The organism is Streptomyces albireticuli (genome assembly GCF_002192455.1).
Classification (GTDB): domain Bacteria; phylum Actinomycetota; class Actinomycetes; order Streptomycetales; family Streptomycetaceae; genus Streptomyces; species Streptomyces albireticuli_B.
Genome location: NZ_CP021744.1, coordinates 6,921,378 through 6,944,476 on the forward strand (window position 1 = coordinate 6,921,378; position 23,099 = coordinate 6,944,476).

The window sequence follows — 23,099 nt, forward strand, 5'->3', positions numbered from 1 at the left end:
ATGGACAGAACAGACAGGATCCGCCAGTTCATCGAGGACCGCTTCCTCGTCGAATTCGGCGGCGAGGTGACCGGCGGGACCGACCTCTTCAAGGCGGGGGTCATGGACTCCTTCGGATACATCCAGCTCATGAGCTTCCTGGAGGAGGAGTTCTCGATCGGCGTCACCGACGAGGAGATCCTCACCGACGTCTTCGTCTCCCTCGACGCGATCGACGCCTTCGTGGCCCGGAAGCTCGCCGGACAGGGCGCCGGGCGGGGGGACGCCTCATGTGCGGGATAGCCGGCTTCCTCGCGCCGTCGCTGGACCCCGGCGCCATGCCCGGCGTCGTCACCTCGATGCTGTCGCTCATCCGGCACCGCGGCCCGGACGAGGCGGGCTACTACCTCGACGACGGCTTCGCGATGGGCACGGTCCGGCTGGCGATCGTCGACCTCGCCTCCGGCTCGCAGCCGATGTCCGACCCGGCGGAGCGCTACTGGATCTCCTTCAACGGCGAGCTCTACAACCACCTCGAACTGCGGGAGGAGCTGCGGGCCCTCGGCCGCCCGTTCCGCACGCACTGCGACACCGAGGTCGTCCTCCAGGCCTGGATCCAGTGGGGGCCGGAGTGCCTCACCCGCTTCAACGGCGCCTTCGCCTTCGCCGTCAGGGACGCGGTCACGGGCGACCTCTTCCTGGCCCGCGACCGCTACGGCAAGCGCCCGCTCTTCTACACCGAGCACGACGGCGCCCTCCTCTTCGCGTCGGAGATGAAGGCCTTCCGCGCCTTCCCCGGCTTCCGGTTCACGCTCGACCCGCGCGAGCTCGCCTCCGTCTTCGCCGTGTGGACACCGCTGCCCGACCGCACCCCCTTCGAGGGCGTCCGGCAGCTCCCCATGGGCGGCGTCCTCACCGTCCGGGGCGGCCGCCGCACCCTGCGCACGTACGAGGAACTCGACCTCACGGCCCCGCCGTTCGAGGGATCCGAGGAGGACGCCGCCGCGTTCGTCCGCGAGACGCTGCGCGCGAGCGTCGAGCTGCGCCTGCGCAGTGACGTCGAGGTCGGCGTCTACCTCAGCGGCGGCCTCGACTCCTCCGTCGTCACGAAGCTGGCGACCGACCTCTCCCCGCACGAGGTGCGGACGTTCTCCGTCGCGTTCGAGAACGCGGAGTTCGACGAGTCCGACAGCCAGCGGGTCGTGGCCTCGCACCTGGGCACCCGCCACTCCTCCGTCACGGTGACGGCCGCCGACATCGCGGAGCACTTCCCTGCGGCCGTCCACCACGCCGAGGTCCCGGCCTTCCGGACCGCGTTCGTCCCGATGTACCTCCTCTCCCGCCACGTGCGGGACTCCGGGGTCAAGACCGTCCTGAGCGGTGAGGGCGCCGACGAGGCGTTCCTCGGCTATTCGCTGTTCCGCGAGACGATGCTGCGCGCCTCGTGGCACGAGCTGTCCGGCGAGGAGCGCGAGACGGGCCTCGCCCGCCTCCACCCCGAGCTCGCCCACTTCGGGCCCGCGCACCGGAAGCACATGGCGGGCCTCTTCCAGCAGTTCTCCGAGGAACGCCTCCCGGGCCTCTTCTCGCACGAACTCCGCTACCAGAACGGCCGGTTCGCCGCCCGCCTGCTCAAGGACCGCGGCGTCGACCCCTTCGCCGGCATCCTCGAAACGGTGCGCACCGCGCCCGGCTACGCGGACCTGAGCGCCGTGCGGAAGGCGCAGTGGCTCGAATACAAGACGCTCCTCGCCGGCTACCTCCTCTCCACCCAGGGGGAGCGCATGGGCCTGGCGCACGGCGTCGAGAACCGGTGCCCCTTCCTCGACCCCGCCGTGGTGCGGGCCGCCGCCTCCGTGAACCTCCGCTTCGACGACGGGTCCGAGGAGAAGGCCATCCTGAAGAAGGCCTTCCGCGGCGAGCTGCCCGCCTCCAGCCTGGCCCGCCGCAAACAGCCCTACCGCGCGCCCGGCAGCGCCGTGTTCAAGGACCGGCGGCCGGACTACCTGGAACTGGTCCTCTCCGGGACCGAGCTGGAGAAGCTCGGCTGGGCCGACCCCGTCTTCGCCCGGAAGCTGGTCGCGAAGATCATGACCACCCCCGCCGAGGAGATCAGCACCAAGGAGGACCAGGCGTTCGTCTACCTGCTCTCCACCGCGCTCCTCGACCAGCAGTTCGTGAGGGACACGGCACGGCCGGACGCCTCGCCGGAAGCCGATCTGAAGGTACGGACGGTCGTCGACAACCGACGGGTCCTGCCGCGCGCCGGAGGAATGCGATGAGCACGTTCACAGCCCCGGGGAGCCCGGAAGACCCGGAGACACCGGGGAACCCGGCGAGCGCACCGGAGAACCCGGCGAACGCCCCGGAGGACACCGGCGACATCGCGATCATCGGGCTCGCCCTGCGCCTTCCCGGCGCGGACACCCTGGAGGAGCTCTGGCGGCACCTCGTCGCCGGCCGCTCGCTCATCTCCGAGGTACCGGCCGAGCGCTGGTCCAAGGAGCGGTACTTCGGCGACCCCCGGCGCGGCGCCGAGAAGACCAGCAGCGTCTGGGGCGGCTTCATCGAGGACGCCGACCGCTTCGACGCCTCCTTCTTCCAGATCTCCCCGCGCGAGGCGGAGACCATGGACCCCCAGCAGCGGTTCGCCCTCGAACTCGCCTGGCGGGCCGTGGAGGACGCCGGATACCGCGCGAGCGAGTTCGCGGGCACGCGGACGGGCGTCTTCATGGGCGTCTGCCACGCCGACTACGCCGAACTGATGGAGCGCGGGAAGGCCAGGACCGACGCCTACTTCCCCACCGGCACGGCCTATTCGATCATCTCCAACCGGGTCTCGTACTTCCTCGACCTCCAAGGCCCCAGCATCACCAACGACACCGCCTGCTCCAGCTCGCTGGTGTCCGTCTACGAGGCCGTCTCGGCCCTCCGCAACGGCGACTGCTCCGTGGCCCTGGCCGGCGGGGTGAACCTCTGCTGGTCCCCGAAGCACTTCGTCGCGTTCAGCCAGGCGAGCATGCTCTCCCGCACCGGCGAGTGCCGGGCCTTCGACCAGGGCGCCGACGGCTACGTCCGCGGCGAGGGCGGCGCGGTGCTGCTCCTGAAGCCCCTCGCGCGGGCGCTCGCCGACCGCGACCAGGTCCACGCCGTCATCAAGGGCGTCGCCACCAACCACGGCGGCCGCACGAGCTCCCTGACGGTCACCAACCCGGCCGCGCAGGCGAGCCTCGTCGAAGGGCTCTACACCCGCGCCGGCATCCGGCCGGAGACCGTGACGTACGTCGAGGCGCACGGCCCCGGCACCCCGGTCGGCGACCCGATCGAGATCATCGCGCTCAAGCGCGCCTTCCACGCGCTCCACGAGGCGCAGGGCACCCGCCCGGAGCCGGAGTCCTGCGGGATCGGCTCGGTCAAGACCAACATCGGGCACCTCGAAGGGGCCGCCGGCGTCGCCGGGATGGCCAAGGTGATCGGCGCCCTCGCGGGCCGGAAGCTCCCCGCGACCGTCAACTTCGAGGTCCGCAACAAGCTCATCAAGCTCGACGGCAGCCCCTTCCACATCGTCCGCGACACCCAGCCCTGGCCCGAGCCGCCCGCCGGGGCGGACGGGCGTCCCGCGCCGCGCCGCGCGGGCGTCAGCTCCTTCGGCTTCGGCGGCACCAACGCCCATGTCGTGCTGGAGGAACACCTGGAGCACCCGGCGGACGGCTCGGCGGAGCCCGCCGCCCCCGCGGGCCCGCACCTCGTCCCCCTCTCGGCGAAGACACCGGACCGGCTGCGCGCCGTGGCCGAGGGCCTCCTCGCCCACCTCCGCCCGCCGCAGCCCGGCGACGCCGCGGCCGGGATCCGGCCCCGCCAGGACCTCGCCGACATCGCGTACACCCTGCGGGCCGGCCGGGAGCCGATGCCCGCCCGCGTCGCGTTCGTCGTCTCCTCCGTGCCCGAACTCACCGACGCCCTCGAAGCCTTCCTGGCCGGCACGCTCGCCGGGGCCGAGGCCCACCCCGGCGCGGCCGTACGGGCCGGGGACGCGCCCGCCGAGGACGCGGCCGCGCTGCTGGAGACGGCCGCGCGCTGGGCGCGCGGTGGGACGGCCGACCTGCCGGAGCCGCCCCGCGCCGCCGGGGCCGCCGGTCCGCGCCGCGTCCGGCTCCCCGCCTACCCCTTCGCCCGCGAACGCCACTGGTTCACGTCCCCGGCGGCGGACCCCGGGCAGGGCGCCCCCGGCCTCCACCCGCTCCTCCACCGCAACACCTCCGGCCTCACCGGACAGCGCTACACCTCCACGTTCACCGGCGACGAGCCGTTCCTCTCGGCACACCGGGTGGGCGGCGCGCGTGTCCTGCCCGCCGTCGCCTACCTGGAGATGGCCCGCGCGGCGGTGGCGGACGCCACCGGGCACCCCGCCGGCGCGCCGGCCGGGGAGCTCCCGGCCGTCCGGCTCCGCGAGGTCGTGTGGCCGCGCCCGCTCGTCGCCGGTGCCGCGCCCGTGGACGTGCACGTCGGCCTGACGCCCAGGACGGGGGAGGCGGCCGGAGAGCTCGCGTTCGAGGTGACCACCACCGCGGGCGACGCCGCGACGGCCGTGGTCCACGGCCGGGGCACCGCCGAACTCCTCCCGCCCGAGGAGCCGGAGACCCTCGGCCTCGGCGCGCTCCGCGCCGCCTGCCGCACCTCCCGCGCCCCCGAGGACGCCTACGCCGCCTTCCGGGACCAGGGACTCGACTACGGGCCCGCCCTGCGCGGCCTGAGCGAGATCCACCTCGGCGACGGGCAGCTCCTCGCGCGTATCCAGGCCCCTGCCCCGGACGCCGGCTGCGTCCTGCCCCCGAGCGTGCTGGACGCGGCCTTCCAGGCCTCGCTCGTCCTCATGGCGGCCGACCGGAGCCCGGCGGGACCGACCATGCCGTTCGCGCTGGAACGGATCGACGTGCACCGCCCGTGCGCGGCCGTGGCCTGGGCCGTGGTCCGCCGGCGGCCGGGCGGCGGCACGGCCGCCGTGTTCGACATCGACCTCTGCGACACGGAAGGCGTCATCGGCGTGCGGCTGCGCGGGCTCGTCCAGCGGACCGGCACCTCGAGGACGGAGCCCGCCGGGCCGCGCGTCGTCACGGCCACGTGCGGGTGGACGGACGCGCCGCCCGCCACCGGGACCGAAGCGGGCACGGAGACCGTGCACGCGTTCCTCACCGGGAAGGCCGCGGCCCGCACCCCCGGCATCGAGGGCACCCCCGGCCTGACGCTCACCCACCTCCCCGACCTCACGCCCGGCCGCCTCGCCGACGGCGTCGACACCGTGCTCGGCCTCGTCCTCGCACGGGTCCAGCAGGTCCTGGCGGCCCGCCCGAGGACGCCGCACCGCTTCGTCGTGCTCGTCGACGACCGCGTGCCCCGGCACTTCCACGCGCCGCTCACCGGCCTCCTCGCCACCGTGGCCCTGGAGAACCCCCTGGTCTCGGGGCGCGTCGTCCGCGTCGCCGGCCTCGACACTATGGACCCCGGGCGGATCGCCGACGTCCTGCGCGCAGAGGCCGCCGACCGGGAGACCGGCACCGAGGTCCGCCGCACGGCCGACGGCGCGCGCCAGGCGTGGCTGCCCGCCGACCTCGCGCTCGGGGCGGGCCCCGAAGTGCCGCCGCTGAAGGAAGGCGGCGTGTACTGGGTGACGGGCGGCCTCGGCGGCCTGGGCCGGCACGTCGCCCGCTACTTCGCCCGGCACCCCGGCGTGACCGTCGTCCTCAGCGGGCGCTCGGCCCCCGGCCCCGCGAGCGAGGAGGCCCTGGCCGCGCTGCGGGCGGCCGGCGTCGACGCCCACTACCTCCCCGCCGACACCGGCAGCGCCGAGGACGTCGCCCGCGCCGTCCGCGACCTCACCCGCGAGCACGGGGCGATCGACGGGATCGTCCACGCCGCCGGCGTCCTCCGCGACGCCTACGTGCTCCGCAAGGACGCCGCCGACCTCCCCGCGGTGCTGGAGCCGAAGGTGCGCGGCGTCCTCAACCTGGACGCGGCGACGCGCGCCCTCGCGCTCGACTTCTTCGTCGTCTTCTCCTCCGTCGCGGGCGTCTACGGCAACGCCGGGCAGGCGGACTACGCGGCGGCCAACGCCTTCCTCGACGCCTTCGCGCACCACCGGCAGGCGCTCGTCGACGCCGGTGAGCGCACGGGCCGCACGGCCGCCGTGAGCTGGCCGCTCTGGGCGGACGGCGGGATGACCGTCGACGACCTGACGCGCGAGTCGATGCGGGCGCAGCGCGGCTGGGAACCCCTCCCCACCGAGGAGGGCCTCCGGGTGCTCGGCCGCGTCCTGGACGACGCCCCGGAACACGTCGTCGTCGCCTACGGAGCGGACGCGACCCTCGCCCACCTGCCGTCCGGCCCGTCCCCGGAGCCCGCCGGCACCGTCCCCGCCGGGGCCGCGCCCGCGCTCGGCGGCGCGCTCCAGGAGCGGACCGAGGACCTCCTGAAGGAGCTCCTCGGCGAGGTGATCCACCGCGACCCCGCCACCATGGAGGCGACGGTCAACCTCATCGAGTACGGCATCGACTCCCTCAGCATCCTGGAGATGACCGCTCGCCTGGAGGAGCGCTTCGGGCCGCTCTCGAAGACCCTCTTCTTCGAGTACGTGAACATCGAGGGCGTCGCGGGCTACTTCGTGGAAGCGCACCGGGAGCGGCTGGCGACCGTCCTCGGCACGGCCCCCGCCGCACAGCGGACGCCGGCCGCGCCCGTGCCCATGACCGCCCCCGTCCCGGCCCCCGCCCCCGTGGCGTCCCGCGACGACCGCCACGACATCGCCGTCATCGGCATCTCCGGCAGGTACCCCGGAGCGGACACCCTCGACGAACTGTGGTCGCTCCTCGAAGAGGGCCGCCACACCTTCGAGGAGGTCCCGCGCGACCGCTGGGACCACGACGCCGTCCACAGCCCCGACCGCTCCGTCCCCGGCAAGAGCGCCATCCGCACCGGGACGTTCCTGCGCGACATCGACAAGTTCGACCCCCGCTACTTCCGCGTCTCCAAGCGCGAGGCGGAGCGGATGTCGCCGGAGGTCCGGCTGTTCCTCCAGGCCGGCGTCGAGGCGCTGGAGGACGCGGGCTACTCGCGGGAGACCATCCAGCGGCAGTACCAGGGCGACGTCGCCGTCCTCGCCGGGACGATGAGCAACCACTACAACCTCTACGGCTTCCAGAACAGCCTGACCCGGGGCTCCCCGGCCACCGGCAGCTACACGGGGACGCTCCCCAACATGCTGTCGTACTTCTACGGGCTCACGGGGCCGTCCATCTTCCTGGACACCATGTGCTCGGCGTCCTCGACCTGCGTCCACCAGGCCGTGCAGATGCTCCGGGCGGGCGAGTGCCGGATGGCCGTCGCCGGCGGCGTCAACCTCCTCCTGCACCCGTACAACCTCATCACCTCCTCGCAGGAGCACTTCACCACGGCGACCTCCGACGTCATCCGCAGCTTCGGCCTCGGCGCCGACGGGACGATCCTCGGCGAGGGCGTCGGCGCGGTCGTCCTGAAGCCGCTCGCCGACGCCGAGCGCGACGGCGACCACATCCACGCCGTCATCAAGGGCACCGCGCTCACCAACGCGGGCGTGCGCAACGGCTTCACCGTCCCCAACCCGCACATGCAGGCGCGCGCCGTCGAGAAGGCCCTGGACGACGCCGGGGTCGACGCCCGGACGATCAGCTACGTCGAGGGCCACGGCTCGGGCACCTCGCTCGGCGACCCGATCGAGGTCAAGGCACTGACCACCGCCTTCGGGAAGCACACGCGGGACACCGGGTTCTGCGCCCTCGGCTCGGTCAAGTCGAACGCGGGCCACCTCCTGGCGGCCGCCGGCATGATCGGCTTCGCCAAGGTGGTCCTCCAGCTCCGGGAGGGCAAGCTCGCCCCGTCCCTGCACAGCTCCGAGCTCAACCCCGACATCGCCTTCGCGGACACCCCCTTCCGCGTCCAGCGCGAACTCGCCGACTGGAAGCCGGCCGTCACCACGGACGGCGGGCGCGAGACCGTCCACCCCCGGCGGGCCGGCATCACCTCGATCGGCGCGGGCGGGATGAACTCGCACATCGTCGTCGAGGAGTACCGGGGCACCGGCCGCGAGGCGTACGCGCACGACGGCGGCGCACAGCTCTTCGTGTTCTCGGCCATGACCGACGCCGCCCTCGCCACCTCCCTCACCCGCTTCCGCGCCTACCTGGCCGGGGCGGCGGAGGACACGCTGCCGTCGATCGCGCACACCCTCCGGGTGGGCAAGAACGAACTGCCGCGCCGCTGGGCGTTCCTCGCCGGCGACAGGAGCGCCGCCCTCGCCGCCGTCGACCGCTACCTCGCGGGCGACCGGGACACCGACGCCGTGCTCGCGAGCCACGACCCGCGCACGGGCACGGCCCGCGCGCTCGCGGCGACCTGGCTGAAGGGGAGGAGCGTCGACTGGAGCGAGCTGACCGGCCCGCGCCCGCCCCGGCGCGTCCCCCTGCCCGCCTACCCCTTCGAGCGGGTGCGCTGCTGGGCGGAGGAGGAGCCGGAGGCGCCGTCCGTGACCGCGCCGCTCGCGCTCCGCGAGAAGCTCCACCCCTTCCTCGGCCGCAACGCGTCCGACATCGACGGGCTGCGCTACGTCCTCGACGTCCACCTCGACGACCTCCTCGACTACGGCCACCGGCACGACAAGGAACGCGACGTCGCCCCGACGTTCGCCGCCGATCTGGCCCTGGCCGCCGCCAAGGCCTCCGGGTTCGCCGCCGCACCGGTCGTCCGCGACCTGCGGCTGCCCGGCCCGGTGCCGTGGGCGTCCACCACCCGCCTGGTCACGGCCCTCGCCGTCACGGGCGCCGGGACGGCCTCCGGCGTCGTGACCGCCGAGGACGCGACCGGCGCGCGCACGGTCGTCGCCGAGTTCGACGTCCACCGGGGCGGCGGGCGGCCGGGCCCGGGGGAGGGTCTCCCGGCCGGCACGCCCGGCCGGGACGCCGTGGACACCCTGTCCGGGGAGGAGTTCCTCGCCGAGCTCGCCGAGGGCGGCCTCGACCACGACCCGCTGTACTCCGGCGTCCGGAACGCCTCCTGGCTGCCCGACGGCCGGCTGGTCCTCGCGCTCACCGCGCCGCGGCTCCGGCAGGACCACAGCGCGCGCCACCTCACCCTCGCGCCGCACGTCCTCACGGCCGTGGCCCAGGGCCTCCGGCTCGTGGCCAAGCGCGCGCACGCGCCGCACTGGGCCCGGACGGCCCCGTCCGGGATCGAGGAGATCCAGGTCTCCGGCGCCCCCGCCGACGTGGCGTACGCGCTCTTCGAGACCGACGGCCCCCGCGGCCGCGTACGGCTCCTGGACCGCGACGGCCTGGCCCTCGGGGAGCTCACGGGAGTGCGGTGCGACGACGGCGAACCCCCGCGAAAGGAAAGGGAAGCGGACATGAAGAGGGAGGAGCGGCCGGTGCCCGTACCGGAGCCACGGCCCGCGCCGGCGCCCGTACGGGACACGGCCACCGGCACCGGGATCGTCCCGTTCGCCGTCGCCGAGCTGCGCGAACTCGCCTCCGCGATCCTGAAGTTCGCCCCCGACGAGCTGGACGACCGCACGACGTTCGACGCCTTCGGCTTCGACTCGATCTCGCTCGTCACCTTCTCCGAGCGGGTGCGCGAGCGCTTCGGGGTGACCCTGAGCCCCGCGGTCTTCTTCGACCTGCGGACGCTCGGCGCGCTCGGCCGCCACCTCGCCGAGGAGTTCGAGGGGCCCGTCCGCGCGGCGTACGCCCGGTCGCTCCCCGCCGCCGGCGCCCCCCGGACCGCCGCCGCCACCGGCACCCGGCCCCGCCCCGCGGCCCCGGCCGCCGGCGCGCCGATGCCCATCGCGGTCGTCGGCGCGGCGGGCCGTTTCCCCGGCGCGCCCGACCTGGACACGTACTGGGCGAACCTGGCCGAAGGGAAGGACTCCGTCACGGACTTCCCCGCCCACCGCTACGGCGCGGCCTACGCCCGGGTCGTCGCCGACGCCGACTTCCCGAAGCGCGCGGGTGTCCTCGACGGCGCCGAAGGGTTCGACGCGGGGTTCTTCCGGATCTACCCGCGCGAGGCCGGGCTGATGGACCCGCAGCACCGCCTGGCCCTGGAGACGGTCTGGAACGCCGTCGAGCACAGCGCGTACACCCCCGCCGCCCTGCCGGCGAACACCGGCGTCTTCCTCGGCGTCTCGGGCAACGACTACGCGACGCTGCTCACCACCCACGGCGTCGCGCCGGACGCCTTCACCTCGACGGGCAACGCGCACTCGATGCTCGCCAACCGGATCTCGTACGTCCTCGACGTGCGCGGCCCCAGCGAGCCGGTGGACACCGCCTGTTCGAGCTCGCTCGTCGCCGTCCACCGCGCGATGGAGGCCATCCGGTCGGGAGCCTGCGACGCCGCGATCGCCGGTGGCGTGAACCTCCTCCTGAGCGTCGACACGTTCGTGAGCGCGCACCGGGCCGGGATGCTGAGCCCGGACGGCCGGTGCAAGACCTTCGCGAGCGACGCGGACGGCTATGTGCGGGGCGAGGGCGTCGGCGCGGTCGTCCTCAAGCCGCTCGCCGCGGCCGAGCGGGACGGCGACGCCGTCCTGGGCGTGCTCGTCGGCAGCGCCGAGAACCACGGCGGGCGCGCCAACTCGCTGACCGCGCCCAACGCGGACGCGCAGGCGGAGCTGGTCACCGCCGCCATGGGCGACATCGACCCCGACACCGTCGGCTACATCGAGGCGCACGGCACCGGCACCGCCCTCGGCGACCCGGTCGAGGTGCGCGCGCTCACCACCGCGTTCCGCGGGCTGGGGGCCACCGGCCGGGGCACGTGCGGGCTCGGCTCGGTGAAGACGAACATCGGCCACCTGGAGGCGGCGGCGGGCATCGCCGGCCTGCTGAAGGTGCTGCTGGCGATGCGGCACCGCGCCCTGCCCGCGACGCTCAACTGCCGCGAGCTCAACCCGTACATCGAGCTCGACGGCGGCCCGTTCCGCGTCGTGCGGGAGACGGAGCCCTGGCGGCGGCCGCGCGACCGCGAGGGCGCCCCCGCCCCGCGCCGGGCGGGCGTGAGCAGCTTCGGCTTCGGCGGCGCGAACTGCCACGTCGTGGTCGAGGAGTACGAGGAGAGCGGTGACCACCAAGGTGACGACACGCACAAGGAGTACGAGGCTGTGGATGCCACCCACGGGAACGGCCGCGACCACGGCCACGCGGACGGCGCCGAGGCGCTGATCCCGCTGTCGGCCCGCACGGCCGAGCAGCTCCACGAGCGGGCGCGGGACCTCCTCGCGTACCTGGAGAAGACGGACGCGCCCGCCGGGCTCCACTCGATCGCGTGGACCCTCCAGGCCGGCCGCGTGGCCATGGCCGAGCGCGTCGGCTGGGTGGTCGCCTCGCGCGGCGAACTCGCCGGGAGGCTCCGGGAGTTCCTCGCCGGTGACGAGCGCGTCACCGGCGGCGCGCGGGGCCGGGTCGCCCACGACGGCGGCCCCACCGCGCAGTCGCCCGTACCGGACGCGCGCCCCGGTGCCACGGCGGGCGGCGACCTCGCGTCGCTCCTGGCCCGCTGGACCGAGGGCGAGGCCGTCGACTGGCGCTCCCTCCACGGGACCCGGCCGCCGAAGCGGGCCCACCTGCCGGTGTACCCGTTCGCGTACGAGCGCCACTGGATCCCGGAAGGCCCGGCAGCCGCGGGGTCCTCGGGAGCCACGGGCACCCTGGCAGCCGGCGGCACGGCGCCCGCGCCGGATGCCGCCGGGGCTGTGCCCGCCGGGGCTGTGCCCGCCGGGGCTGTGCCCGCCGGGGCTGTGCCCGCCGGGGCTGTGCCCGCCGGGGCTGTGCCCGCCGGGCTGTGCCCGCCGGGGCTGTGCCCGCCGGGGCTGTGCCCGCCGGGGCTGTGCCCGCCGGGGCTGTGCCCGCCGGGGCTGTGCCCGCCGGGGCTGTGCCCGCCGGGGCTGTGCCCGCCGGGGCTGTGCCCGCCGGGGCTGTGCCCGCCGCCACCCGGACCTTGACCGGCACCCCCGTCGACCGGCGTCACGACGGCGGGCCGGGGCAGCCCACTGGGCCGCGGGTCTCCGTCGACGGGCAGGCGGTGGCCACCGGCACCGTGCTCCTCGTCCCCGCATGGACACCCGCGCCTCTCGTCACGGGCGGTGCGGACGAACGCCCGTACGCCCACCGCGTCGTGATCCTCTGCGGCGCCCTCGCCCAGGCGCGGCCCGACGTCGAGCGGCGCGTCCCCGGTGTCGGCTGTGTCACCGTCACCACGACGGCGCGGCGCCTCGACAGCCGGTTCACCGACCTCTCGCGGCAGGTCTTCGAGGCCTTCCGCGAGGTGATCGCGGAGGAGCGCGACGGCACGACGCTCGTGCAGGTCGTCACGCCGTCGGGCGGCGACGACACCGTCGGCACGGCCCTCGCCGGCCTCCTGCGCACCCTCACCCTGGAGCACCCCCGGATCGCCGGGCAGGTCATCGGCCTCGACGGCACCCCCACGGGCGACGCCGTCGCCGCGCTCGTCGCGGAGAACGCGCGGCGCGCCGGCGAGGACACCGTCGTCCGCTATCGCGACGGCGAACGCGCCGTGCGCGACTGGACCCCGGCCGCGCCCCGCACGGGCGGCGCGGCGGACACACCGTGGCGCGCGGGCGGCGTCTACCTGATCACGGGTGGCGCGGGAGGCATCGGCGCCGTCGTCGCGCGGCGCATCGCCCGCGACGTGGCGCGCCCGGTGCTCGTCCTCGTCGGGCGGCGGCCGCGGGACGGACGCGCCGACGCGCTCCTCGGCGAGCTGCGGGCCCTGGGCGCCGAAGCCCGCTACGAGCGGGCGGACGTCTCCCGCTGGGAAGAGGTGCGCCACCTGGTCGCCCGGGTCCGCGAGGACTCCGGCGAGGTCCACGGCGTCGTGCACTCCGCCGGGGTGCTCCACGACGCGGCGCTCGCGCGGCAGACACCGGAGGAGTGGGACCGGATCCTCGCGCCGAAGGTCGCCGGAACGGTCCACCTCGACCGGGCCACCGGGGCGGCGCCGCTGGAGTTCTTCCTCACCTTCTCGTCCGGCGCGGCCGTCACCGGCAACCGCGGCCAGGGCGCGTACGCCACCGCGAACGCGTTCCTCGACGAGTTCGCCGCGCTGCGCACCGCGCGCGTCGCGGCGGGGGAGCGGTCCGGGCGGACGCTGTCCCTGGCCTGGCCGCTGTGGAAGGACGGCGGGATGACCGTCGACGACGCGGCGCGCGCCGCCCTCCGGCGCGACCGCGGCCTGGTGCCCATGGAGTCGGCCGACGGCATCGCCGCCCTCCTGGACGCGTGGCGCCTCGGCGGCGACCGGGTGTGGGTGCACCACGGCGACACGGCACAGGTGCCGGCCGGGCCCCGGACCGCCGTCGACCGGCCCCGCGCGACCGAGGAGAGGACGGCCCCGGCCGCCTCCGCGCGGGCCACCGTCCGCCTCCTCGTGGACCTCTTCGCCCGCGTCACCGGTTCCGCCCCCGGCACCGTCGACGCCGACGCGCCGCTGGGCGCCCTGGGACTCGACTCGATCATGGTGGTGCAGTTGAACAAGGAGCTTTCCGCCGTGTACGGCGACGACGTCTCGAAGACACTCTTCTACGAACGGCCGACGCTGCGCGCCGTCGCCGAACACCTCGCGGCGGAACACGCGCCGCGGACCGCGGAGCCGGGCACCGCCCCGGCCGCGCGCCCCGCCGGCCCCGTCGCCGCCGTACCGGCGGCGCCCGCGCCACGCGAGCCCGTCGCCGTCATCGGGATGAGCGGCCGCTACCCGGGCGCCGGGAACGTCGCCGAGTTCTGGGAGAACCTCAAGGCCGGGCGCGACTGCGTCCGCGAGGTCCCGGCCGACCGCTGGCCGCTGGACGGCTTCTTCGAACCGGACCGTGAGAAGGCGGTGGCGACCGGCCGCAGCTACAGCAAGTGGGGCGGTTTCGTCGACGACTTCGCGGCCTTCGACCCCCTCTTCTTCAAGATCGCGCCGCGTGACGCCTACGCGATGGACCCGCAGGAGCGGCTGTTCCTCCAGGCGTCCTGGGAGGTCCTGGAGGACGCGGGCTACACGCCCGCGGAGCTCGCGCGCCGCCACGGCCGGCGGGTCGGCGTCTTCGCGGGCGTCACCAAGTCGGGCCACGCCCGGCACGGCGCCGGTCTGCTGCCCTCGGGCGGGACCGTGGTGCCCGGCCTGTCCTTCGCGTCGGTCAGCGCGCGCACCTCGTACGTCCTCGACCTGCGCGGCCCCAGCCTGACGGTCGACACCATGTGCTCGGCGTCGCTCACCGCGATCCACGAGGCGTGCGAGAACCTCCACCGGGGATCCTGCGAGGTCGCCCTCGCCGGCGGGGTGAACCTCTACACGCACCCCCTCGACTACACCGAGCTCTGCCGCTCCACGATGCTGTCGTCCGACGGGCGCTGCCGGAGCTTCGGCGCCGGCGGCGACGGCTTCGTCCCCGGCGAGGGCGTCGGCTGCGTGCTGCTGAAGCCGCTCTCCCGCGCCGTCGCCGACGGCGACCGCGTGCTCGCGGTGATCCGGGGGACGAGTGTCAACCACGGCGGGCGCTCCCACGGTTACACCGTCCCGGACCCGGGCGCCCAGGCCGAGCTGGTCCGCGACGCCCTGGACCGGGCCGGTGTCTCCGCCCGCGACGTGAGCTACGTGGAGGCGCACGGCACCGGCACGGAGCTGGGCGACCCGATCGAGGTGAAGGGCCTCACCACCGCGTTCGCGCAGGACACCGACGACAGGCAGTTCTGCGCGATCGGTTCGGTGAAGTCGTCGATCGGCCACCTGGAGGCCGCGGCCGGCGTCGCCGGCCTCACCAAGGCCGTCCTCCAGCTCCGCCACGGGCAGCTCGTGCCGAGCCTGCACGCCGAGGAGCCGAACCCGAACACCGACCTCGGCCGGACGCCGTTCTTCGTCCAGCGCGAACTCGCCCCCTGGCAGCCCGAGCGCGGCCCGCGGATCGCGGCGGTCTCGTCCTTCGGCGCCGGCGGCTCGAACGCGCACGTGATCCTGGAGGAGTACGGCGACGCGGGTGACACCGAGGCGGCGGACGGCACCGAGCAGGTCGTCGTCCTCTCCGCACGGACGCCGGAGCGGCTCCATGAGGCCGCCGCGCGCCTGGCGGACTTCCTCGACCGCGAGGAGGCCGGCCACCGGACCGTCCGCCTGTCCGACCTCGCCCACACCCTCCGCACCGGCCGCGAGGCGATGAAGGAGCGCCTCGCCGTGGTCGTCGCCTCCATATCCGAGCTGCGCCGCGTCCTGCGCGCGTACCCCGGCACGGGCGAGCCGGTGCCGGGCCTCCACCTCGGCACCGCCGGCGCCGCCCGGGGCGCCGCCGCAGAGATCGCCGCCGACCCCGACCTCCAGGAGCTCCTCGTGGCCCGCTGGGCCGCCGCCGGGAAGCTCGACAAGCTCGCCGCCCTGTGGGCCGGCGGCGTGGACCTCGACTGGCGCGCCCTCCACGGCCCCGCCGCCCGGCGGATCTCCCTGCCGACGTACCCCTTCGCCCGCGACCGGTTCTGGATCGGCGACCTGGAGCCGGCCGCCGGGAACCACCCGGCCCCGGCCCCCGCCGGGAGCGCGGCGACGGTGCCGGCGGAGCCCGTCCGGCCGGCCGTACCCGCACCGCCCACCGGGCCGCGGGAGACGCCGGACGCGTACGTGCCGCGGGTCGTCCGCGAGAGGATCGCGGCCGCGCTCGCCATGGACGAGGACGCCCTCGACGGCAAGCTCGCCTTCGCCGACTACGGCGTCGACTCCATCCTCGCCGTCCGCATCGTGCACGAGCTCAACGAAGCGCTCTCGCTGTCCCTTCCGACGAGCGTCCTCTTCGACCACAGCTCGGCCGACCGCCTCACCGCGCACCTGCTCGCCGACCACGGCGACAGCATCGCGCCCCCGGCGGCCGCGGCCGGCACCACCGCGCCCGCCCCAAAGCCCCCGCGCGACGTCCCCCGACCGCCGTCCGGCGCGCGGGAGCCGATCGCCGTCGTCGGGATGAGCGGCCGGTTCGCCGGCGCCGACTCCCTCGACGAGCTGTGGCGGCACCTCGCCGACGGCGACGAACTCGTCACCGAGGCGGCCCGCTGGGACCTCGCGGGCGCCGGTGACGACGCGTCGGACCGCTGCACGCGCGGCGGGTTCCTCGACCGGATCGACGCCTTCGACCCGATGTTCTTCAACATCTCCGGTGTCGAGGCCGCCGTCATGGACCCGCAGCAGCGGCTCCTCCTGGAGGAGTCCTGGAAGGCCCTGGAGGACGCCGGATACGCCGGCCGGACCGGCGACAGCCGCTGCGGCGTCTACGTCGGCTGCTGGGACGGCGACTACCAGGAGGTCGTCGGCGAGGACGCGCCCGCCCAGGCGTTCTGGGGCAACACCGCCTCCTTCGTCCCCGGCCGCGTCGCGTACTTCCTCGACCTCAAGGGCCCCGCGATCGCGGTCGACACCTCCTGTTCGAGCTCGCTCGTCGCCATCGACCTCGCCTGCAAGGACCTGTGGTCGGGCGAGACCGGGATGGCCCTCGCCGGCGGCGTCTTCGTCCAGGCCACACCGCGGCTGTACGAGCTCGCCGGGCGCGCCGGAATGCTGTCGCCGGCCGGCCGCTGCCACACCTTCGACCACCGCGCCGACGGCTTCGTGCCCGGTGAGGGAGCCGGCGTCCTCGTCCTGAAGCGGCTGTCCGACGCCGTCGCCGACGGCGACCACATCCACGGCGTGATCCGCGGGTCCGGCGTCAACCACGACGGCGCGACCAACGGCATCACGGCGCCCAGCTCCGTGTCGCAGGAGCGCCTGCTCCGCGACGTCTACGAGTCCTTCGGCGTCGACGTCGAGCGGATCGGGCTCGTCGAGGCCCACGGCACCGGGACGAAGCTCGGCGACCCCATCGAGTTCCGGGCGCTCACCCGGGCGTTCCGCGCCGGCACCGACAAGTCCGGCTACTGCGCCATCGGTTCGGTCAAGACCAACCTCGGCCACACCCAGTTCGCGGCCGGCGTCGCCGGCGTCCTCAAGGTCCTCCTCGCGATGCGGCACGGACAGATCCCCGCCTCGCTCCACTTCGAGACGGCGAACGAGGCCGTCCCCCTCGACGGCAGCCCCTTCTACCCGAGCACCCGCACCCACCCGTGGGAGACGCCCGGCGGCGGCCCGCGCCTCGGCGTCGTCAGCTCCTTCGGCGCGAGCGGCACCAACGCCCACCTCGTCCTCGAAGAGGCCCCGGCCGCGCACCGCGTCCCCGCGCCGCGCCCCGCCCACCTCGTCGTCCTCTCCGCGCACTCCCGGGAGCAGCTCGCCCGGCAGGTCGCCGGCCTCGCCGAGCACTGCCGCCGCGAGACCGCCCTCGACACCGGTGACACCGCCTGGACCCTCCTCACCGGCAGGGAGCACTTCACCCACCGCTTCGCCTGCGTCGTCCGCGACCGCGCCGAGCTCCTGAGCGTCCTCGGCGAAGGCGTCGACGGCCCGCGGGCGTTCACCGGCGAGGCCGCGGCCTCCCGCAGGAAGCACACCGGCACCACCACCGCCGACCTGGACCGGGGCGAGGAGTGCCTGCGCCGCTGCGCCACACCGAGCGGCACGGATCACACCTACCGCACGGACCTCACCGCCCTCGCCGGGCTCTACGTCCAGGGCGCCGCGCTCGACTACGACCGGCTGTTCCCGGCGGGCGCCCACCTGCGCGTACCGCTGCCCACCTACCCGTTCGCCCGCGAGAGCCACTGGGCCGCGCCCACGCCCCCGCCGGCCGGTCGCGCCGCCGCGCCGCCCGCCCCGGCGCACCCCCTCGTCCACACCACCGCCCCCGTGTCCGGCGAGCCCGGCGCCCTGCGCGCCACGACCACGCTCACCGGTGCGGAGGCCCTCCTCCGCGACCACACCGTGCACGGGAAGCGGATCCTCCCCGGCGTCGCCTACCTGGAGATGGCGCGCGAGACCGCGGCCCGCGCGCTCGGCGCCGGCGCCACGACGGCCCTGCGGATCCGGAACGTCACCTGGGTGCGCCCGCTCGTCGTCGAGGACGGCCCCCAGGACGTCGACGTCCTGGTGAGGCCCGCGGACGACGGCGCCCTCACCTTCCAGGTCGCCTCCCGGGCCGCCGAGCCCGTCGTCTTCTGCGAAGGCACCGTCACGGCCGCCGGCGCACCGCGCCCGGCGCGTGCCGACCTCGCGGCCCTGCGGGCGGAGTGCCCCACCGCCGTGCCCGCCGCGCGCGTCGCCGAGGCGCTCCACGCCATGGGCATCCACCACGGGGACACCCTCCGCGCCATCGACGAGGCGTACGCCGGCCCGGGCGTCGTCCTCGCCAGGCTCACCGTGCCGGCCGCCGCCGAGCGCGCCGGCGCCCCGTACGTCCTGCACCCCTCCCTGATGGACTCGGCCGTCCAGGCGTCGATCGCACTGCACCTCACCGGCGACGGGTCGCCCCGGGACACCACGGTGCCGTTCGCGCTCGGGCGGCTGGAGCTGTTCGCGCCCTGCGCGGCCTCGATGTGGGCCGTCGTCCGCGTCGCGGACGACCGCGAGGAGGTGAGCCCGCTCAGCCGGCTCGACATCGACCTCCTCGGCGCCGACGGCGAGGTCCACGTCCGGATGACCGGCTACGCGTCGCGCCGGGTGGCCGAGCCGGTGCCCGCGCTCCACACGCCCGTCTGGGACGCCGTCCCCGCCGGGACGCTCGGGGCGGCCGTGCCGTGCCGCAGGCAGCGGGTCCTCGTCGTCGGCGGCACCGCCGAGCAGCGCGCCGCCCTCACCGTCACCCACCCGCTCGCCGAGCACTGGAGCCTCGCGCCCGGCGCCCCCGCCGACGAGGTCGCCCGCGCCGTCGAGGCCGCCGGCCCGGTCGACCACCTCCTGTGGCTCGCCCCCGGCACGGAGCTCGCACCGGACGACGCCGCCGGCTTCGTCGCCGCCCAGGAGGACGGCGTCATCGCCGCCTTCCGCATGATCAAGGCCCTGGTGCGCACCGGGCACGACGCGCGCCCCCTCGGCATCACCCTGGTGACCCACCGGGCCCTCGCCACCCACGCCCACGAGGACGTCCGCCCCGCCCACGCCGGCCTCCACGGCCTGTTCGGCTCGCTCGGCCGCGAGTACACCCACTGGACGGTCCGGCGCGTCGACCTCGACGGCACCGACTGGCCCGCGGACCTCACGGCGCTCCCCGCCCACTCGGGCGGCGACACCTGGGTCCGGCGCGCCGGCCAGTGGCTCGCCCGCCGGCTCGCCCCCTGCGCGGCCGGCCCTCGGCCCGCGGCCCCGTACCGCGAGGGCGGCGTCTACGTCGTCATCGGCGGCGCGGGCGGCCTCGGCACGGCGTGGACCCAGCACGTCGTCGAGCGGCACGGCGCGAAGGTCGTCTGGCTCGGCCGCCGCGCGCACGACGCCTCCGTCGACGCGAAGCTGCGCGGCATCCGCGGCCGCGGCGAGGTGAGTTACCTCTCCGCCGACGCCACGGACCCCGCCGCCCTCCGCCGCGCCCACGCCGAGATCACGGCCCGCCACGGCCGGATCCACGGCGTCGTCCAGGCCGCGCTCGTCCTCCGCGACCAGACCCTGGCCACCATGGACGAGGCCACGTTCCGCGCGAGCCTCGCGGCGAAGGTCGACGCGACCGTCGCCATGGCCGAGGTCTTCGCGGACGAGGCACTCGACTTCGCCCTGTTCTTCTCCTCGATCCAGTCGTTCGCGACCGCCGCCGGCCAGGGCAACTACGCGGCCGGCTGCGTCTTCGGCGACTCCTACGCCCACCTCCTGGCCCGGCACCGGGACTTCCCCGTGAAGGTGATGAACTGGGGCTGGTGGGGGAGCCTCGGCAGCGTCGCCTCCGACTTCTACCGGGAGCGCATGACCCGCTCGGGCCTCCTGTCGATCGAGCCCCCCGAGGCCATGGCGGCCCTCGACACGCTCCTCGGCGGCCCGCAGGACCAGCTGAGCTTCGTCAAGATGACGAAGCCCGACGTGCTGGAGGCCGTCGACCCGGCCACCCGCGCCACGGTCTACCCGCGCACCCCGTCACCCGTCGCACCCGGCGCGGTCACCGCCCGCCCCCTGGAGCCGGCCCACCGGAAGGCCCTGGACGCGGTCGCCGCGTGGCGGGCCGAGGAGCGGGACCCGCTCCTCGCCAGGATGCTCCGCGCCCACCTCGACGCCCTCGGCGCCGCCCCCGCCCCCGGCGACCCGCACGCCGACGTCACGGCGCTCCGCGCCCGCGCCGGCATCCACGAGCGCTACACGCCCTGGCTGGAGCACTCACTCCGCGCCGTGCCCGACTCGGCCCCCTCGCTCGACGAGGTCACCCGCGAGTGGGACGAGCGCCGGGCGGCCTGGTCGGCCGAACCCGACAGGAAGGCCGAGCTGGAGCTCGTCGACACCATGCTCCGCGCCCTGCCCGCCGTCCTCACCGGCGAGGTACGGCCCACGGACGTGATGTTCCCGCGCGGCTCCGTCGAACTCGTCGAGGGCTGCTACCGGAACAACCAGGTGGCCGACACCTACAACCGCGCCATGTGCGACGCCGCCGTCGCGATCGTCTCCGAGCGGCTCGCCGCGGACCCCGGCGCACGGCTGCGGATCCTGGAGATCGGCGCCGGCACCGGAGGGACGAGCGCCGGGATGTTCACCGCGCTGCGCCCCTACACCGAGCACATCGAGACGTACACCTACACCGACCTGTCCAAGGCGTTCCTCAACCACGCGCGCGCCTCGTACGGGCCCGGCGTGCCGTACCTGACGTGCACCCGGCTGGACGCCGAACAGCCCCTCGCGGGCCAGGGCATCGACCCCGGAAGCTACGACCTCGTCATCGCCGCCAACGTCCTGCACGCCACCCGCGACACCCGGAACACCCTCCGCAACGCGAAGGCCGCCCTCCGGGACGGTGGCTGGCTCCTGCTGAACGAGCTCTCGGCGTTCGAGATCTTCGGGCACCTCACCTTCGGGCTGCTGGAAGGCTGGTGGCTCTTCGAGGACACCTCGCTGCGCGTCCCCGGCTCGCCCGCGCTGTCGCCCGAGAGCTGGCGCGAGGTGCTGGAGGGCGAGGGCTTCCCGTCCGTCGTCATGGTCCTGCCGGAAGCGCGTGAGCTCGGCCAGCAGATCATCGCCGCGCGGAGCGACGGCATCGCCCGGCAGCGCGTCACGGGCCGTACGCCCGGGGCGCCGTCCGGGACGGCGGGGGAGCCGCGTGGCGGCGCGACCCCGAAGTCTTCCCGCGCGGAGGCCGCGACGACGGCACCGCCCGTCACCGCGCCTCCGGCACCGGAGGCGGTACGCGTCCCCGCGCCCGCTCCGGAGAACCACCGGACCGCCACGGCGGGCTCCCACGCCCGAGTGGGTACGGACAGGCCCGCCGCTGCCCCGGGCACGCGCACGGAGGCCGGTCCGGACAGCCGTGTCACCACCGCGGGTACCTGGCACCGAGCCGATACGAACGGCCCCGCCACCGTGGGATCCCGCACGGAGGCCGGTACGAGCAGCACCGCGGCAGCCGCGGGCACGCGCGCCGAGGCCGGCCCGGACAGCCGCGCGGCCGCCGCGGGCTCCCAGGACCGAGCTGATGCGAACGGCCCCGCCACCGTGGGATCCCGCACGGAGGCCGGTACGAGCAGCACCGCGGCAGCCACGGGCACGCGCGCCGAGGCCGGCCCGGACAGCCGCGCGGCCACCGCGGGCTCCCAGGACCGAGCCGATACGAACGGCCCCGCCGCCGGCACCCGCACCGAGGCCATGGTCGGCTACCTCCGCGACAAGGCCGCCGCCACCCTGAGGGTCCCCGCGGAGAAGATCGCCCCGTCGGTGCCCCTCGCCGACTACGGCATGGACTCCATCCTCGTTCTCCAGCTCACCAACGCCCTGCGCGAGGACCTCGGCGAGGTGCCCACCACGCTCCTCTTCGACGTGGAGAGCGTCGAGGAGCTCGCCGAGCACTTCCTCGGCACCGGCACCGCCCGGGTGGAGGCGCTCGTCACGAGCCTGCTGCCCGCCCCGGCGGAGGAAGGGACGCCCGAGCCCGCCGACGAGCCGGCCCAGGCGCCCGGACCCGAGCGGTCCGGCCTGTCCCAGGCCCAGCTGGGCCTCTGGCTCACCCAGCGGATCTCCCCGGACACGACGGCCTACCACGTGCCCCTCGCCTTCGAGGTGCGCGGCGCGCTCGACGAGCGCGCGCTCGACGCGGCCGTCGGCTCCCTGACCGCCAGGCACCCCGTGCTCGGCGCGGTCTTCCGCGAGGACGACGGCGTGCCGTACATGGAGACCGACCGGTCGCGCCGCATCCCCCTCGAACGCGCCGAGCTCGTCGCGGGGTCGCACACCGAGCGGGCCGCCCAGGTCCGCGCGAAGGTGACCGCCCCCTTCGACCTCGCGGACGGACCCCTCGTCCGCGCGCACCTCCTGACCTTCGTGACGCCGGACGGCACGGAGGAGGCGCGCCGCGTCCTGCTGATCACGGCGCACCACATCGTCGTCGACGGGATCTCGGCCGGGCTCCTCGTCCGCTCGCTGACCGAGGCCTACCGTGCCGCCGTACGGTCCGGAGGGGCCCCGGAGGCCCTTACGGGGCCCGCCGAGAGCGCCGGGTACGCCGAGTTCACGGCCTGGGAGGCCGGGATGCTCGCCGGCCCCGAGGGCGAGGCGCACCTCGCCTACTGGACCCACGAGCTGCGCGCGCCCCGCAAGGCGCTCGCCCTGCCGGGTGACCGGCCCTTCGACCCGGCGGCCACGCCGCGCGGCGAGGAGGTGGCCGCGAAGCTCACGCCCGAGCTGTCCGCGGCGCTCACCGCCCGCGCCCGTGAGCACCGGGCCGGCCTGGCCGTGGTCTTCCTCGCCTCGTACGCGGCGTTCCTGCACCGGGTGACGGGGGAGTCCGACCTCGTCGTCGGCCTCCCGGCCGCCGGCCGCCCCGACGCCCGCTTCCGCGACGTCGTCGGCCACTTCGTGAACCTGCTGCCGATCCGCTGCGCCGTCGGCGGCGACGACACCTACGGGAACCTCCTCACGTCGGTGCGGCGCGCGGTGCTGGGCGGCCTCGAACACGCCGCCTACCCGTTCCCGGCGATCGTCCGCGCCCTCGGCGTGCGGCGCGACGGGAC

The 23,099-nt window shown here is 75.5% G+C and carries 4 protein-coding genes (1 of these 4 only partly in view); all 4 read left to right on the forward strand.

Annotated elements, in window-relative coordinates; translation table 11 throughout:
* Tightly spaced (each overlapping or abutting the next), the 4 genes in view from SMD11_RS29960 to SMD11_RS36905 form a layout consistent with a single transcriptional unit that may run on beyond the window.
* Positions 1-282, forward strand: coding sequence for an acyl carrier protein (locus tag SMD11_RS29960; protein WP_087929421.1), 282 nt, complete (start codon positions 1-3; stop codon positions 280-282).
* Complete coding sequence (gene asnB, locus SMD11_RS29965) at positions 270-2,261, forward strand: asparagine synthase (glutamine-hydrolyzing) (RefSeq protein ID WP_087929422.1); 1,992 nt, start codon at positions 270-272, stop codon at positions 2,259-2,261. The genes SMD11_RS29960 and asnB overlap by 13 nt, the downstream gene beginning before the upstream one ends.
* Positions 2,258-12,004 (forward strand): SDR family NAD(P)-dependent oxidoreductase, encoded by a 9,747-nt coding sequence (locus tag SMD11_RS29970; protein WP_199843980.1) that lies wholly within the window; start codon positions 2,258-2,260, stop codon positions 12,002-12,004. Before asnB ends, SMD11_RS29970 begins: the two co-directional genes overlap by 4 nt.
* Positions 12,001-23,099, forward strand: partial view of an SDR family NAD(P)-dependent oxidoreductase gene (locus SMD11_RS36905; protein ID WP_199843981.1) — the 5' portion only. 598 nt of this gene lie beyond the right edge of the window; 11,099 of the gene's 11,697 nt are visible here — the first part of the coding sequence; the start codon lies at positions 12,001-12,003; its stop codon lies off the right edge, out of view. The genes SMD11_RS29970 and SMD11_RS36905 overlap by 4 nt, the downstream gene beginning before the upstream one ends.